Annotated in this window: 11 protein-coding genes; 2 read left to right on the top strand and 9 right to left on the bottom strand. The window is 59.9% G+C overall.

Going from position 1 to position 16,353, the window contains the following annotated elements; all coding sequences use genetic code 11:
• Positions 1-88: 88 nt before the first annotated feature.
• A complete protein-coding gene (locus ACIPY9_RS11715; protein WP_400700685.1) occupies positions 89-925 on the bottom strand; it encodes a sulfotransferase family protein in 837 nt (278 codons plus the stop codon).
• Positions 926-1,374: 449 nt separating this feature from the next.
• Between ACIPY9_RS11715 and ACIPY9_RS11710 the strand changes: the two genes are divergently transcribed.
• Together ACIPY9_RS11710 and ACIPY9_RS11705 are read left to right on the top strand one after the other, a co-directional pair.
• Positions 1,375-1,968, top strand: coding sequence for a phage tail protein (locus ACIPY9_RS11710; protein ID WP_400700683.1), 594 nt, complete (start codon positions 1,375-1,377; stop codon positions 1,966-1,968).
• Positions 1,969-2,022: 54 nt separating this feature from the next.
• Entirely contained in the window at positions 2,023-2,334 is a 312-nt protein-coding gene (locus ACIPY9_RS11705) for a DUF6916 family protein (protein WP_400700681.1), read from the top strand.
• Here the strand turns inward: ACIPY9_RS11705 and ACIPY9_RS11700 are convergent, their stop codons facing one another.
• From ACIPY9_RS11700 to ACIPY9_RS11665, 8 genes are all read right to left on the bottom strand, one after another.
• Positions 2,335-2,832, bottom strand: coding sequence for a GNAT family N-acetyltransferase (locus tag ACIPY9_RS11700; protein WP_400700679.1), 498 nt, complete (start codon positions 2,830-2,832; stop codon positions 2,335-2,337).
• A 17-nt stretch (positions 2,833-2,849) separates the two neighbouring features.
• A complete protein-coding gene (locus ACIPY9_RS11695) occupies positions 2,850-4,946 on the bottom strand; it encodes a biotin/lipoyl-binding protein (RefSeq protein ID WP_400700677.1) in 2,097 nt (698 codons plus the stop codon).
• On the bottom strand, positions 4,947-6,266 hold the full coding sequence (locus tag ACIPY9_RS11690; protein WP_400700675.1) for an efflux RND transporter periplasmic adaptor subunit: 1,320 nt from the start codon (positions 6,264-6,266) through the stop codon (positions 4,947-4,949).
• Entirely contained in the window at positions 6,263-7,045 is a 783-nt protein-coding gene (locus tag ACIPY9_RS11685; RefSeq protein ID WP_400700673.1) for an efflux RND transporter periplasmic adaptor subunit, read from the bottom strand. The genes ACIPY9_RS11690 and ACIPY9_RS11685 overlap by 4 nt, the downstream gene beginning before the upstream one ends.
• 134 nt (positions 7,046-7,179) lie before the next feature.
• Positions 7,180-7,650 (bottom strand): chemotaxis protein CheW, encoded by a 471-nt coding sequence (locus tag ACIPY9_RS11680; RefSeq protein WP_400700671.1) that lies wholly within the window; start codon positions 7,648-7,650, stop codon positions 7,180-7,182.
• Entirely contained in the window at positions 7,643-13,639 is a 5,997-nt protein-coding gene (locus ACIPY9_RS11675) for an Hpt domain-containing protein (RefSeq protein WP_400700669.1), read from the bottom strand. The genes ACIPY9_RS11680 and ACIPY9_RS11675 overlap by 8 nt, the downstream gene beginning before the upstream one ends.
• 47 nt (positions 13,640-13,686) lie before the next feature.
• On the bottom strand, positions 13,687-15,729 hold the full coding sequence (locus tag ACIPY9_RS11670; protein ID WP_400700667.1) for a methyl-accepting chemotaxis protein: 2,043 nt from the start codon (positions 15,727-15,729) through the stop codon (positions 13,687-13,689).
• Between the two features lie 76 nt (positions 15,730-15,805).
• Entirely contained in the window at positions 15,806-16,345 is a 540-nt protein-coding gene (locus ACIPY9_RS11665; RefSeq protein WP_400700665.1) for a chemotaxis protein CheW, read from the bottom strand.
• Positions 16,346-16,353 lie beyond the last annotated feature (8 nt).

Below are 16,353 nucleotides of genomic sequence, written 5' to 3'. Positions count from 1 at the left end.
CCGCAGTTCAGTCCGCGACTTTTTCTTATTCCACCACATGTTGCTCACCAATGATCGAACGTTCTATGGCTGATAGGTAAAACCGCGATCAACTGACCGCGGCGTCTGATTTCATGCGAATGACATTGGCGGCGCTGGCCGATCCATCATTCCAGAAAGACAACTTTGAATACTGCTCGAACAGGTCCGGCGGCAGGATCGTGCGCCGGGGCTCAAAGCCCACCTTTGGCCTGACCTTGTGCAGGCCCGACGTGCCCAGGGCATCGTCGAACTGCGGAGCGTCATAGGACAGGTTATTGAAATCGTGCTCGAACCACGGCTCGCCGATGAATTCGTACACCAGCCGCATGACCCGGTCCGGGGCCTGGGAAAGCAGGTCGTAATCGATCAGCAGGATGGAATCGGCATGTTCGCCGTAATAGGCTTCCTTGAGCGCCGCCCAAGCAAAGCCCACCAGACGGTTACGCTGGGCCAGGGTCTCGACCCGGCTGTAGACGGTATTGCGCTCGACATCGTCGACGAACAGCTTGGTGTTCTCGTACGGATTGCCGCGATAGACACGTTCGATACTGTCCATGATCCAGGCGACATTTCGCACGCAGGCAATGACCTTGGATTGTGGAAACAGGTCCATCAGCGCGGGCAAACGCGCGCACCAGCCACGACTTGTATCAAAAACGACAGATTTGTCGGCCTTGTCGGCGTAATAGGAATCGAAGATCCCGCGTAACAGGCGACGACGCATGCCCATATCGATCATGGGCGCATATTCGCTGCCCGCACTGCATTGCCCCAGAACGCTTGCAAACAGGGACGATACCGGACTGCTCATGCCAGCATGAAAGCGAGGATTTTGTAGAAGAATGGCTGACAGCAGGGTGGACCCTGAGCGTGGCAAGCCAGAAATAAAGTGGAAATCCTGCATCCGTTACCTACCCGAAAGCCCATCCATTAGGGGGCGCGTGTCAGCCTAACGTAACAAAAAGTACGCGCATAGTAGTACTTCGACATCAGTTCCCTGAACTTGAGTGAAAAAGTTCAAAAATCGAGAGCGTTTGTTATTAAAGGCTTCTATTCCGGGGCTTTCACAGAAAGCCATATGATGACTATCAGATAAACGGTCGTAAGATTTATCTGAACATCAAGCCTCTCTCTTCTTTAATGCGTTTGCTTGTGTTTTTTTGACGCCAAAAAAATAACTAAATAATTATATGAACGGGTATTTACCGACATAAAAATTTCAAACCCGACACTCTCTCAACAAAAAAAAAAGCAACTCATTGAACAGCGTCTACGCTATCACCTTGCCACCAAGCGGGGCAGGTGCCCTGGTGGCTTGCGTATCAACCCATAACATATGAAGGATGAGGGTTTATGGAAGTTTTTATGGGCTCGATCATGACGTTTGGCTTCCCGTTTGCACCCTATGGCTGGGCGCAATGCAACGGGCAGACCATGAGCGTCAACCAGTACAACGCCTTGTATGCACTGCTGGGAAACATTTATGGAGGCACAGCCCCACAGAACTTCATGTTGCCTAACCTGCAAAGCCGCATGCCTATCAGCCAGGGCCAGGGCGTCAGCCTAACCAACCGCGTGATCGGAACGGCAGCCGGCATTGAAAAAGTGACCGTGGCCATTGCCAACATGCCAGCCCACGTCCACCCGATGACCACACTGAACGCCGCCACCACCATCAACCTGGGCGCCCAGCCAGCGGCCACCTCATCCATCGTCCCCACGACCACCAACTGCTATCTCAGCGGCTCTACAGCCGGGCCGACGTCCGCCAACATCTTCTCCCCAGACCTGGGAACCGCGGCACCTATCACGCTGAAGGGTGTCACCACCGCCATCACCGGCACCATGGGTTCGGTCGGCGGCAGTCTGCCGCTGGACAGCATGAACCCCTTTCTGGTCGTGAACTTCAGTATCGCCCTGCAAGGGCTTTTCCCGACGCGCAACTGATCTGATCCGAGCCCAGGGAAGGGCTCTTCCACCGCTCATTGCTGGAGTCGCTCCATGCTGCAAAACGTTACTGTCGAACACTTCCGGGCACTGCAGGGCAACACCTGCACATTGCAACTGGGCGATGGCAGCCATCTCTCGATTGCCATCTCATCCGTCGATGAAAAACCGCTGTCGCGACTCTCCGACAATGAACGCCTGCCGTTCAGCGTCACCCTCAACTCATTGCAACCCACAGATTTCGTCGATGGACTATGCGCCATTGAACTGCCTGAACTGGGTACACTGGAGGACGTTTTCGTCTCCCGCATCCCACCCATGGGACGCAATGCGAATCTGGCCTACTACTGCATCAGCTTCAACTGATCACACGGCCCTCGACTGGCCTGGGTACCAGACCAGTCGTTCGGCTGCCACATCCCGCTCTTCGACCTGAAACCCCAGTGCCAGATAATGCTGGCGCGCATGGGGGTTATTGGCCCAGACCACCGTCGCGACAGGGCAGCACACTTTCTCGGCCGCCTGCTGAACACCCTGCAAGACCGTACGACCGTACCCCTTGCCACGTGCCGCCGGGATGAACGCCAGATAGAGCACACGGATTTCATTGTGGCCAAAATCGGTCACCAGTGCACCGATCGAGGTGCCGAGCTTTTCGATCACGTAATGCATGGCGTTGGGAAACTCGCCACCCATACCGGTTTCCTGCACCCGGAACTGCTGTGAGATCACCTCTTCGACAAACTCACGCTCGCCGTCGATGAGCTGCAAATCAGGCCTGGCCGAATGGTAGAGCGACTGAATGAAGGGCTTGTCCGAATCACGGGAGGGGCGAACCACCAGCCCGTCAGCATTGTTCAACATCAGTGTTGTCCTTTTCCCTAAAAACCGCTTTCACGCACCCCCAGGGCTGCAAGGCGTCGCCAGGCTGCACCCAACAGCGACTCGCTACGGCCTTGCAACACCGCAACGCCTCGCAAGGGCTGGGTCGGTGCCTCGATATTGTCCATGACCTTCAACCGCACACCGTATTGAGCCTGAACCGGCTCTGCCCGACGGTTCTCATCGCGGCGAACCGCAATCGGCCCGTGGTGATCGGAGCTCAGTGCCTCCTGATCCAGATAGGCCACACCGTTGGCATCCACATCCAGCAATTCAACAGCCAGAGAGGAGCGCATGGGGTCATCGGCGATAAAACGTCCCTGAGCGCCTGGAGCGATACGCCACAAGGCATCTTCAGCCAGGTAGCCGCGAATCCGGGTACCGCCTTCGACGATCCGGGCCAGGGGGACCTGTGTCGAAACCCAGCGGCCGGGGCTCAGGTTCGGCATGAGGTCACGCACTTGACCCGCCTGAGGCGCACGCACCAGCAAACGCTCACGCTGAGCCGCCAGACCACGGTATTCGGCGACGGCTTCGGCCAGGCGCTGCTCCAGCACACTCACATCCGCCACCGTCTCGCTACGCCCGGCCTGACGACGCATCTGCAACTGCAGGATTTCTATTTCCCGCCGGACGATGACCTGACGCGAATCGACGTCCGGCGACTCCAGTTCCACCAGCACCGCACCCTGCTCGACCTGCTGACCGTCCTGTACATTCACCTGCCTGACCCGTGCAGCCACCGGTGCATGCAAGGCTGTCACCCTGCCCGCCTCCAGCATCACGGGCAGCTCGACACTGCTGCGCCAGGGCACAACCAGCAGCAACAGCAGCAACAGAAGACCTGCGCCACTGAGCAACACGCTCGGTGTGTACGCCTGCTCGCGGTGCGACCACCAGTGACGTGCTTCCTTGAAAATCGGCAGAAAGATGAACCAGCCCAGTTCCACCAACATCAGGAAGATCCCCAGCAACTTGAAAAACAGGTGATAGACCGCCAGCGCAATGCCGAAAAACAGTGCGGCACGCCATAGCCATGACAGATAGCCCCACCACAGAAGCCTGCGCTGCATCATGGGCGACCATGGCTCCGGTGCGGGCTGACCATAACCGAACAGGACTTCGCGCAAGCGCCAGCGACACAAGGCAAAGGCACGCCCTTGCAGGTTGTCCACTTCCCACAGATCACTGATCAAAAAGTAACCATCGAACCGCATGAACGGGTTGAGGTTGACCAGCACCGTGGTTATCCAGGTGGCACTGGCCAGCATGAACGCGGCGGTACGTGCCGGACCGTCGGGCAATAACGACCAGGCCAGCAGGGCGATGCAGGCCAACAGCATTTCTGCCAGCACACCGCCCGCACCGATCAGCAGACGGGCACGCCTGTCATTCACCCGCCAGGCATCGCTGACATCGGTGTAGAACAGCGGCAGCAGCACCATGAACGCCACCCCCATGCTCTGCACACGACAACCGGCACGTTTGGCCATGAAAGCATGACCGAACTCGTGGCATAGCTTGGCGAAAAACAGCGCCGCGCCGAATGCCAGCGCCCCCCCGAGGCTGAACAGGTGCGGAAAGGTGCCCACGAAGCGCTGCCAGTCCCTGGCAACCAGAAACACGCCCAGCCCCAGTGTGATCGGCAAGCCATAACGCAGCATTCCGGGACCAAAGCGCTTGAGCCAGGGCCAGGCACGATTGAGAAAGGCATCCGGTCGCCACAGTGGAATACGGAAGAACAGATATTGATGCAACAGCATCTGCCACAGCCCATGACGCGAAGCCGCAGCCTTGTAGGCATAGCTGGCACGCTGCTCCGGGTCGGTCGAGGCGATCAAGTCATGGCTGCGTAGAAAGATCAGCAGCTCTTCCACTTCAGTACCGCCCAGCGGCAGACCCGGCTCCCGGTTCGCCGCCTGCAACACCTGCGCGGGATCGCCCAACGACCAGTGGCGCAACAGGCGGATGGCCTGAGCCCCCAGCTTGAAGTAACGACCGCGAACAGGGTCGGCCAGGGTCCAGCGCGGTGAACCGTCAAGTGCCGGTGCCGCCGGAGAAAGCTGCAGATCCGCCCGCAGGCTGGGCAGATTCATTTAAAGGCCTACGCTCTGACGCAACCCGGCCAGGGGTCTGCGCAACAGATACAACGCCAGCGGTGCGCGCTCGCCGAAAACCTTGGCGGTGCCACGCAAACCGATACGGGGAGGCGAATCGAGGAAGCTGGCATCCAGGCGATAGGCCAGTTGGCCGCCCGGCGTCGGCTGAGCCTCATAGGCCGCACGCTCCAGGCGCGCAGAATGGCGATGCAAGGGATCACTGTCGAGAAACAAGGCAATCTCGGCATCCGGTTCAAGGGCAATGGCATCTCCCACTGCCAGTTCGATACGCAGCTCGGCCTGGGACGGGTCTGCGATTTCCAGCAGGCGCTCGCCTGTCTGGACCGGTTTTCCCGTCCAGCGCTGGGCATCGGCGAACACGGCAATACCGTCACGCTCGGCACGCACCTCACTGCGCTTCAACAGCTCACGGGCATAATCGCGCTCGGCACGCTTCTGCTCGACACGGGCAGCCAGCAGATCGACTTTCGAGCTGGATTCAGCATCCGCGAATGCACGTTGCGAGTTGGCCTTGAGTTCGGCTTCGGCAACGCCCAGTGCCCGCTCAGCCACATCGGCCTGTGCCTTGAGGGTCGTGTTCTCGAAACGCACCAGCAGATCGCCGGTCTTGACCGACTGATTGGGCTTGACCAGAAATTCGGCCACCACGCCATCCAAAGGTGCCGCAACCACACGACCGGCCAGCGGCACGACTTCGGCGGGTGCCAGCACCGATTGGCGAACCGGAATCAACAGGCTCAACAGCACAACCGCCGCCAGCACGGCCAGCCGCTTGCGGCTCACATGCAAACGCCAGGGCTTGCGTGGCTGTAACGCCAGCCAGGCATGGCTGTAGGTGTCGCCCAGCTGCGACAGCAGAACCTGCTCCGGTGCCGCCCACGGGTTGTCACGGGCCAGCCACAGACCACCGAAGACCTCCCCCTTGTGATCCAGCAAGGGCAACCAGAAGACATGGGGAGCCGACAGGCTTTGCCAATCGTCACGCACGGAAGCGCTGAACGTCTCCATCGTCACGACACTGGCCGGCCTGGCTTTCTCCAGCTTGAGCAGCTGGGCGACCGCATGCTCGACGAATGCAACGAAGGGTGCGTTGGGGTCGATCACGCTGACACCGGTGACCGCCCGCACCTTGCCGGCAATGACCAGCGCCGCATGCCGGAAGCCAAACAGTGGCTGCCCGTCATTCACCAGGCTGTAAGCCAGTTGATCGCTCGTGCGGGCGGCGCGGGTCAGGCGCTCAAGGTCGAGAAACTGGGCAAAGACCCGTTCCACCACTCCCGGTACAGAGGCGTTCACTTAAGCTCCGGGAAACGTGCGGTTCCGCTCATGCCGGCCAGCAGACCATCAGACTTGGGAAGGCTCGCGATCAGCAGCAGTGTCTGGCTGCCTTCATCGATGCGCGCACCGAAACGCTTGATGGTCGCGGTCAACGGTTTGCCGGTTTCGTCCGGGATGAAACTGAAGGTCTGACCGGCCTTGAGCTTGCCCATCCAGCGGGACGGCACCAGAAGATGGATTTCCAGAGTGCGGTTGTCGACGATTTCCAGCAGTGGGGTGCCCGCCGAAACGCTTTCATAACGCTGGACCTTACGCGCCACGATCTGACCGTCATAAGGCGCTATCACGCTGCAACGTTTGACCTGAACCTGAAAGACGCTCGATTGCGCCTGGGTTTCGGCCACCTTGGCCTCTGCCCGGGCCACCTCGAAACGACCGACGGAATTGAGCGCGGCCAGTTGCCTGTTGTGGGCCAGTTCTTCACTGGCTCCGCGGCTGGCAGCCTGGGAAGCATTGAGCTGGGCCTGGTAGGCCGAACAATCGAAACGGGCCAGCATATCGCCCTTGTTGAAGGTTTCCCCTTCACGCAGAGGCAAGTCGACGATACGCCCGGAAAGCTCACTGGCCAGCACCGCCTGATCCTGTGCCCGCAGAACGCCACGCGCCTCACTGGAAGCGGCCGCCTGAGCACCTGCCGCTGCGTTATCCAACAAAGGATCGACTTCAGCAGGGGGTTGCGCCTGAGCTACACACACCACGCCGAAAATACCGAAAAACAAACCGTGCAAACACCGCATACCGGAGACTCCTCGTCGGACGAAGCCAGTCTACGACAGCCGCAATTAGCGTCAAGCCAATCGCCAGTATCTTTATCCGGTACAACACCCATGATGCGAGTTCCGCCCCCCGGGCATGAACAGGCATCTGCCACTCAGGCCAGGCCGGCGTCCACCACATATTGTTCGAGCCCCACCAGATCCGGAATGCGGGCCACGCTTTCGCCGATCTGCACGGCAGCCAGCTCCAGTTCGGCCAGAGGCACATCCACATAGCTCAATTGGCTGTCGACCTTGAAAGAACGGGGAATGCCCTGAGTCAGCAAGGCAATGAACCGAACGTCGTTGCGCCCGCCCAACGCGTTGAGGACAACGATGCGTGCCCGGCCGCCCACCCGGGGACGACCACCACAGGCCGCCTCGAAACTGACCAGAGGCAATCTCAGTTCACGCCACTCGATGGACCCCAGATACCATTCGGGCAAATCAGGATCAGCGGTGCAATCCTGATAGTCGATCAACTCCGCGACCGCAACATTGGGCAGCAGCAGAAAGCGGTCGCTCAAAGGCAGGATCAACCCTGTCAGGGCCGTGAGACGGCTGGCTTGAAAGGCACTTTCAGACATCGACCTGACTCCAGTGGGCAATGCTTTCGAGCAGTACCGACTCCTGATAAGGCTTGCTCAGGTAATCGTTGACCCCAATGGCCATGGCCCGGTCGCGGTGTTTCTGGCCTGATCGGGACGTGATCATGATGATGGGCAGGTCCTTGAGCTGTTCGTTGTGGCGAATCTGGCTGGCGACCTCGAAGCCGTCCATGCGTGGCATTTCGATATCCAGGAGCATGATATCCGGCGTGTGTTCCTGCAGCAGGCTCATGGCGTCGATACCATCCTTGGCCGTCAGCACTCGCATGCCATGGCGTTCCAGCAAGCGACTGGTGACCTTGCGCACCGTGACCGAATCGTCGACCACCATGACCAGCAGGGGCCGGGTGTGCTCGGTATCGCTGAAGGTCGGTGCTGTCAGCCCTTGCGCCTCCTGCGTCTGCGAACGGCCTTGCAGGGCGCGGATCTGTGCCAGCAGGTCCAGAATGAAAATCACGCGGCCATCGCCCAGAATCGTCGCCCCGGAGATCCCCTGAACCCTCGCAAACTGAGGGCCGAGGCTCTTGACCACGATTTCCCGCGAACCGGCCAGTGCATCGACCTGCACGGCCAGCCATTGCTCCTGCAGATGCACCAGCAACACCGGCACAGGCTGTAGCTGACCGGCAAACCGGGGCTGACCGCCATTGAGCAATTCCCCCAGATAACGCAATTCATAACTGCGCCCGCCATAGCGATAGCGAGGCGGGCTGCTCTGATAACAGGTTTCCAGATCGTTGGGCATGACCTGCACAATGCCGTCGATGGTGTTGAGCGGCACCGCATATTGTTCCTCGCCGCACTGCACCATCAGGGCACGGTTCACCGACACGGAATAAGGCAGCCGGATCCGGAAGGTCGTCCCCTGCCCCGGCACCGAGTCGATGACGATCGAACCGCCCAGTTGCTTGACCTCGGCATGCACCACATCCATCCCCACGCCCCGCCCGGAGATCTGGGTAATGATTTCGGTCGTGGAAAACCCGGCCTGGAGGATAAAGGGCAAGACTTCGTGATCGGATAACTGGGCATCTTCCTGAATCATGCCGCGCTTGATCGCCTTGCGCCGCACCGCAGCGATATCGACACCGGAACCGTCGTCGCTCAGCTCAATGACGATGTCACCGCCCTCATGCATCAGGTTCAGCTGGATATGGCCTTGTTCCGGTTTGCCGGCAGCAAGCCGTTTTTCGGTGCATTCAAGGCCATGGTCCACCGCATTGCGCAGCATGTGCTCAAGTGGCGCGACCATACGTTCCAGAATCGTGCGGTCCATCTCACCGTCGGCATTGCCCACGTCGAAGCCGACGTTCTTGTGCAGCTGCGATGCAACCTGCCGCACGACCCGGCGCAAGCGCGGCACCAGGCGCTCGAAAGGCACCATCCGGGTACGCATCAGGCCTTCCTGCAAGTCCGTGTTGACCTTGGCCTGCTGTTGCAACAGGGTTTTCGCGTCGCGAGCACGGCTACCCAGGGTTTCCTTGAGGTCCATCAGGTCGGAGGCCGACTCGAACAGCGCTCTCGACAATTGCTGAAGCTGGGAATGCCGGTCCATTTCCAGCGGGTCGAACTCTTCATACCCCAGACGTTCGGCCTGCACCTGATCCCGGCTGAGGATACGCCCCTGGGTTTCCATATCCAGACGTCGTAACTGGTCACGCATGCGCTCGATGGTGGTTTCCATCTCCGCCAGCGTGACTTGGGTATCGAGAATCTGCTGTTCGATACGTCCCCGGAAGATCGAAGTTTCTCCTCCCAGGTTAACCAGCGCTTCCAGCTGCTCGGCCGCGACCTTGACCATTTCCGGGCCGCCACGCTCGGCCTCCGGTTCGGTATTGGCCGGCCCTGCATTCGGGGTGGCAGCAGGTGCCGATTCTGGCGCTTCAGCCACCGGGGCCTGCTCTTCGGGCGCAAGGCTGGCCAGTTTCTGGATGCTCTCGATCAGCAACGCGGCATTGGGCAGAGGCTTGTCGGCACGAACGGCATCGAGCATGTCATGCAAGACGTCATGGCCACTCTGCAACAGGCTCATCATCAGTGGGCCAGGTTTCATGCTGCCGCTTGAAAGCCCCTCATACAGCGACTCCAGCTCATGGGCCAGGTCACCTATCGGAGCGATCTCGACCATGCGCGCACCGCCCTTGAGCGTGTGCAGGTCGCGCAGCAGGTTTTCCACTTCCAGAAGGTTCTGCGGGTCGGCTTGCCAACGCGTCAGGGCCGCTCCAGAACTTTCGCTGAGGTCAAAACCTTCCTCGAGAAAGATTTCCAGCAGCTCCGGGTCTCGCTCTGTCGAGTCCTCGGCCACAACCTCGGGCGGCTCTGCAACGATCTCCGCTTCACTGCCAGCCCCGGCGATGGCGGCCTGACGGAAGCTGACAATGGCTTCGACCAGGGGTGCCGGGCTCGTCAGTTCCTGCCGGTTCTGTAACTCAACCAGCATGAGGGCGAGATGGTCATGGCTCTTGCGCAGCAGATCCGCCAGCTCCGGCGAATGGCTGTATCGCCGGTCGATCAACCCTTCATACAGAATTTCCAGCTCATGCCCCAATGCTCCGACAGGGCCGATATCCGCCATGCGAGCACCGCCCTTGAGCGTGTGCAGGTCACGCTGCAATGACGGCAGCGGCAAGGGGTTTTCGGGATCGCTCAGCCAACGCTGCAAGGCACTTTCGGCGCTTTCGAGGATATCGACGGCTTCCTCGAGAAAGATTCCGACGATCTCGTCATTGATATCCGGAAGGGCTACGTCCTCACCCTCGTCAGCCAACTGCTCCGTGGCCGAGTTGAACTCCGTGATACTCGTCGAGACCCCATCGCTCTTGATCAACCCCATGGCAGAAGGGTCCAGGGCCTCATCAAGCAGCTCGTGCAGGGCGCGAACACATTCAGGACGCGGTTTGACATTCTGACCGGCCGCCACCTGATCGAGCATGTCGATCAACGCTTCGTGAGCACGCTCGGCTTCACTGAAAAACCGGTCGCTGACAGGCAGGCTGCTTTCTTCCACCGCACCATAGATATCCAGCAAGGCCTCGCACAGCTCATCGACCTGAGGCAGTTCGGCCAGGTGCGCGCCGTGGCCCAGCGTTGTCAGTTCATCGAGCAGCGCACTCAATTCCTGGCGCTCGCCAGGATGCTCGCGCCAGCGCTGTAACAGGTTCTCGGCATCCAGAACAATGTCCATGCCTTCGGCCAGGAAGCTGGCAATCAATTTGGGGTTGTGCTGGATCCGTAAGCCATTGTCCGACTCGCGCAGCGCAACCGTGAGCCGATCGTTGAGCAGCGTATGAGCGGCTTCGATCAGTCGGGCGGCTCCCGGAATACTGGCCAGAGGCTTGCTGTCCAGTTGTTCAAGCCCTTTGAGCAGCAACGGCTCGGCGTTACGCAGCAACTTGAGCTCAGGCGCACCAATCGCGATCAGGTTGGCCTTGTACTCACGAAACAATTGATCCAGCGGGCTCGCCAGTTCGGCAATCGGCAAGACCCCGGCGATATGCGCACTGCCCTTGAGGGTGTGCAACGCGCGCAGCAAAGAATCGCTGATCGAAGGCGAAGCACTCTGCTCGGCGGTCTCCAGAAAGCGGTTGAGCGTACCAAGGTGCCCTTGTGCTTCCTGACGGAAAATCTCCAGCAATTGCGGGTCGAGTTCCTCAGCATCACGGCGAGGCGTTGACGCAGCCACGCTTGGTGGCAGCTCAGCACCACTGGCCAGCGCATGCGCACGGGCAGCCAGATGATCGACATCGTTGCGCTGACGCTGCGCGTTGTCAGCAAAATCACCGATGACCGAGGGCAGCAAGGCCAGCACTTCGCTCACCAGTTGCTGGACGTCCTGCCCCGGTACGACATTGCCTTCCAGCACTCGGTTGAGGAGGTTTTCCACCGCCCAGGCCAGCTCACTCAGGACCAGTGCCCGCACCATGCGCCCACTGCCCTTCAGGGTATGAAAAGCCCGGCGGACTTCGGTCAACGCAACGCTGTCACCACTGCCGCCCTGGCCAAGAGACGCCAGCCATCGGGGCAGGTATTCATGCAGGGCGTCCAGGACTTCTTCGGTTTCCTCGAGGAATACTTCGCACAACTCATCGTCTACGGCCTCCTCGCCCACTGGCGGCGGCAGCAGGCTGGTCGGCATATGACGGGCAGGCGGGTTGACGGCTGAAACAGGACTGGCCAGCACCTGAGCAATGGTTTGCGTGGGACTGACCAGCACTTGCCGATCATCCAGCTCCAGCAGTTCGTCCTGAGTGACGACATCATCGAGCAGCGGTACATCCAGCGTGTCCGGCGCAGGCGAATAGCCCAGTCGCGCCAGGCTTTGCTGGGCCAGATCCAGAATCTGGTTGCCCGGTGCCTCATGATCCTCGCCCATGCGCTCCAGGTAATATTCGATGCCCGTGAGCGTATCCGCCAGGCAATCGAGCTGGGTCCAGGAAGGCCGGGTGTCGTTTGCCAGCAATTGCTCAACGATGTATTCGTTGCAGGCGGCCAACAGGCTCGCCGCCCTGGCCAGGGGGATCATCGCCAACGCCCCTCGGACCTGGGTCAGCAAGGCACACAAGGGCTCAAGCCGCTGGCGATCCCATTCGCCGCCGATGTAATCGAGGATGACGTCCTTGGCCTGTTGCAACACCGTACGGGCTTCGCGAATCACCAATTGGTGAATCTGCATCAGGTCGGTCGTGGGCAGGCGGCTGTCTTCCTGGCTGGACTGCTCGGCAGTGCCGATCATTCCGGCCAGGGTCGATTCGACATACAGCAACGCCCCGGCCACATCCATCAACGCCGCATCACTGGGTTCGCGCTGCCCTTGCGCCATGCCTTGAACGACCGCCAACTGATCGATGATGACCCGACGAGGCTGGCCGAACCCCAGTACCGCCAGGGTATCGGCAATCTGCCTTAACGGTGGCAGAAGCGCATTGAGTTCGCTGACGTGCTGGCGGTCGCCGCGCACGAACACGTCCAGCCGCTCCTTGACGCGCACCAACCCTTCACACAAGGCCACGATCACCGAACGCATCGCATCGCGATCCGGCCCGGCCATGCGTGCACGTTCTTCATTGACCACGTCATTGCCGGGCAAGGCGTCGGCCAGGGCGTATTGCTCCTTCAGATCCTGCATCTTCGGCGCCTGACTGTCGGATTTGGCGATATAGAACAACAGGCTTTTCAGCAGCTCTTCGGGTGCCGGCTGGTTGATGCCTTCGATGCCCTGCTCCAGAAGACGTTTGAGCTCCTTGTCGGCATCCTTGAGCAGGCTGCGCAGGGCCGGGCTGTTGGTGAAATTGCCGCTGACCATCGTTTCGACCAGCGCCGAGGCTATTCTCCAGAGCGGGCCAAGGGGCGCGTCTTCACACAACAGTTCCAGACGGGCAAAGACTCTGGCCATGAAACCCAACTGGGCCTGTACATCCTGTTCGCGCATCAGCCCCACCAACGCGGCTTGCAGGGTATGACGCAGCTTGCGCAGCAAGTCCGGCAGCTCCGGGGTATTGCGGTGGGCCAGTGTTTCGGCATCGAGCGCGGGCACACTGACCAGTTGAGGCGCAAACAGATTGGTTTCGGACAGCAGGCTTTCGCCCCGGGCACTGCGCAAGTCATTGAGCAACGGCAAGACCACCAGCGGCAGATCACGCCGTGCAGAATGAACCCGCTCCAGATAAACCGGCAGCTGTGTCATGGCCTGATCCAGCAACTGCACAGACTCGGCCTGCTGCGCGACACGATTTTGTTGCAGGGCCAGGGCCAGTTGTTCGATTTCCTCGGCGAGCAGGGCCGCCCCGTAGAACTCGATCATTTGCAGGCTGCCATGAACCTGATGCACGAGGTTCAGGCATTCATCCATGGCAACCGTGTTCGCAGGCTCCCCCGCGAACTCGTCCAGCGCCTGCCGGGCCTGCCTGAGGGTTTCGGCTATCTCGCCCTTGAGCCATTCCAGAGCAACATAATCGCGACGATCAGCCATGAAAATTCCTGCCCTTTACCCAATCAAGACGGCTCATTTGCGGAACATCATCCGGCTTCACCGGAAGGCGGCAAGGTAAAACCCGACACCGAGCGGCGCATTTCACTGGCCATTTTCGCCAGGTTGCCAATGCTCTCCGCGGTGGCCGAGGTGCTGGAAGTCGTTTGTGTGGTGGTCTGCTGGATCACGGTCATGGTCTGAGAAATCTGCCCGGCCGACGACGCCTGCTGGCGGGCCGCATCGGTAATACTTTCGATCAGCTCGGCCAGAACCCGGGAAACACCTTCGATCTCTTCCAGCGCCACTCCGGCATCCTGCGCCAGTCGTGCTCCACGCACCACTTCACTGGTCGTCTGTTCCATGGAAATGACCGCTTCGTTGGTGTCGTTCTGGATGGCGCGCACCAGCATCTCGATCTGCTTGGTGGCAGACGACGAACGCTCCGCCAGACGCTGGACCTCATCGGCCACCACGGCAAACCCGCGTCCGGCATCTCCGGCCATGGAGGCCTGGATGGCTGCATTGAGGGCCAGAATGTTGGTCTGATCGGCAATGTCGTCGATCAGGCTGACAATGTCGCCAATTTCCTGGGATGACTCACCCAGACGCTTGATGCGCTTGGAGGTGTCCTGAATCTGCTCACGGATGTTGTCCATCCCGTGGATGGTGTTATGCACCACCTCATTGCCTTTGTTGGCGATGGCTACCGAACGCTCCGCCACCGCCGAGGACTCCGAGGCGTTGGCCGAGACCTGATCGATGGAAACGGCAATGTCGGTGATCGCCGACGAGGCAGCACTGATCTGCAACGCCTGATGCTCGGAGGTCGCAGCCAGTTGCAACGCCGTGGCCTGGGTGTCTGCAACGGCTGCCGCGACCTGTTCGGCGGTGAGGTTGATGGTCACGACCAGTTCGCGCAACTGATCGATCGAGTAGTTGATGGAGTCGGCAATCGCGCCGGTGAAGTCCTCGGTGACCGAAGCGGTGACCGTCAGATCACCATCGGCCAGATTCTCGATCTCGTCGAGCAGGCGCATGATCGCGGTCTGGTTACGTTCATTCTTCTCGGCGGTTTCCCGCAGTTGGCGATTGGTTTCACGCACCATCACCAGACCGATGAGAATGACCGACATCAAGGCCAGCAACCCCAGGACATACCCGCCGATGGTGTTGGCCGAACGACTGGTTGCAAGGTTTTCCAGGCCGTTGGTCAGGACCGACGTTTCATCCAGCAGCGTCTGCGAGGTATTGAAGATATTGCCCGATGCTTCTCGTACCTGAAAAAGCTCGGAAGAGGTTTCCAGGATTTCATCGACCGAACCGGAAACAAATTCAAAAAGCTCGGAGATTTCCGCAAGGCGGGTGCGGGCATCGCGGTCTTCGACTTGCGTGATGTGCATTGTCGGGTTGCCTTCCAGCATGCCATTGAGCACCCGTCCGAACTGGCTGGCATCACGTCCAAAGGCATCGGCGGCCTGCACAGCGGTTTCATCGCCGGACAGCACCGTGTTGACCGCACCGAGAATCCGCTCCGCCAGCAAGGCCTGACGCTGGGCCAGTACGACCTGGCTGGCGGGCGCACGGCTTTTCAGCAGGATTTCAACGACCTTTTCGTATTCGACCTGCAACTGCGGGATGGTTTCGGACAAGGTCGCCGCCACCTGATGCAGCGACAGGACCGTCTGCTCGCTGGCCAGAATCACGTTGGTACTCTTGCGCAGGTTCTCCCAATCGTTCTGCACGGTTCGCAATTCTTCACGCACGGCGGGAGGTGCCGCCGGCAGACCGGTCGCCTGATCACCTTTTTTCAGGTAACCCCAGCGCACGTCGAAATCGTTGCGCGCATCGGCCAGTAACTTGAACGCCTGGGCCTTGCCGGCTGCGGCTTCGGTGGCGTTCTTGGCAATACGCTGGGACAGCACCCGTAGCTCACCGGCATGCCCGATGTATTGCTTGTCGTAGTTCGACTGAGTGTTGAGGTAAGCGAAGTTGGCGAACAGCAAAATGATGAAAACGATGAGCGCGACGAACAACAGAATAATCTGCGCGCGGCTCTGTGCGCCTTCCAATGACCTGCCTGTATTACTCATCAATCAGGCCCCCGCCTGGACCAACCGCGATTCGTGAAACAAAACACGCCCGGCAATGCCGGACAGACCTTTCACTTTAAAATGCCACGTCCATGAAGTCCGGCGATTGTGTCAGCGCCCGGGGGCTGAACACGAACCAGGCTTGTTCACGCAAAAACTGTCCACGCAGAAACGGCGCTACGGCCTCATCAGGCACCTCGAGCGCCTCGGGCATCAGGCTCATCTGACTGAAATGCTGCATGCCGAAGACTTCATCCACCAGGAGACCGGCAAACACCTCCTGATGCTCGACGACCAGCACACGTCGTTGCTTGCGTACCGCAGACAGCTCGTGACCGAAGAAACCGCACAAGTCCATGAGCGGTAAAAGTCGGCCGCGCAGATTGGCCATGCCGACCACCCAGGGTTTGACTCCGGGCATGGCCGCATAGCGTGGCTCATGCAGGATTTCGGCGATCTCGCCCATGGGAACCACAAAGCGGTGTTCGCCCATGCGAAAACCGATACCACTCCAGTCCTGCTGACGGGTTTCCTGCAAGGGCAGGCCCGCCGCCAGAGAACGGCATCGTTGATCGATATCGAGCAGCAGCTCGAAGGCGGTACGCGATTCGGCCATGGCAAGCC

It is taken from the genome of Pseudomonas sp. NPDC089734, assembly GCF_044748865.1.
GTDB lineage: Bacteria > Pseudomonadota > Gammaproteobacteria > Pseudomonadales > Pseudomonadaceae > Aquipseudomonas.
The sequence above is the reverse complement of the archived record's forward strand: the minus strand, read 5'-3'. Positions and strand labels throughout refer to the sequence as shown.

Excerpts from the sequence above, each read along its gene's own strand:
- ACIPY9_RS11715 (WP_400700685.1), bottom strand. The coding sequence starts at position 925 with ATGCAGGATTTCCACTTTATTTCTGGCTTGCCACGCTCAGGGTCCACC.
- ACIPY9_RS11710 (WP_400700683.1), top strand. The coding sequence starts at position 1,375 with ATGGAAGTTTTTATGGGCTCGATCATGACGTTTGGCTTCCCGTTTGCA.
- ACIPY9_RS11705 (WP_400700681.1), top strand. The coding sequence starts at position 2,023 with ATGCTGCAAAACGTTACTGTCGAACACTTCCGGGCACTGCAGGGCAAC.
- ACIPY9_RS11700 (WP_400700679.1), bottom strand. The coding sequence starts at position 2,832 with ATGTTGAACAATGCTGACGGGCTGGTGGTTCGCCCCTCCCGTGATTCG.
- ACIPY9_RS11695 (WP_400700677.1), bottom strand. The coding sequence starts at position 4,946 with ATGAATCTGCCCAGCCTGCGGGCGGATCTGCAGCTTTCTCCGGCGGCA.
- ACIPY9_RS11685 (WP_400700673.1), bottom strand. The coding sequence starts at position 7,045 with ATGCGGTGTTTGCACGGTTTGTTTTTCGGTATTTTCGGCGTGGTGTGT.
- ACIPY9_RS11680 (WP_400700671.1), bottom strand. The coding sequence starts at position 7,650 with ATGTCTGAAAGTGCCTTTCAAGCCAGCCGTCTCACGGCCCTGACAGGG.
- ACIPY9_RS11675 (WP_400700669.1), bottom strand. The coding sequence starts at position 13,639 with ATGGCTGATCGTCGCGATTATGTTGCTCTGGAATGGCTCAAGGGCGAG.
- ACIPY9_RS11670 (WP_400700667.1), bottom strand. The coding sequence starts at position 15,729 with ATGAGTAATACAGGCAGGTCATTGGAAGGCGCACAGAGCCGCGCGCAG.
- ACIPY9_RS11665 (WP_400700665.1), bottom strand. The coding sequence starts at position 16,345 with ATGGCCGAATCGCGTACCGCCTTCGAGCTGCTGCTCGATATCGATCAA.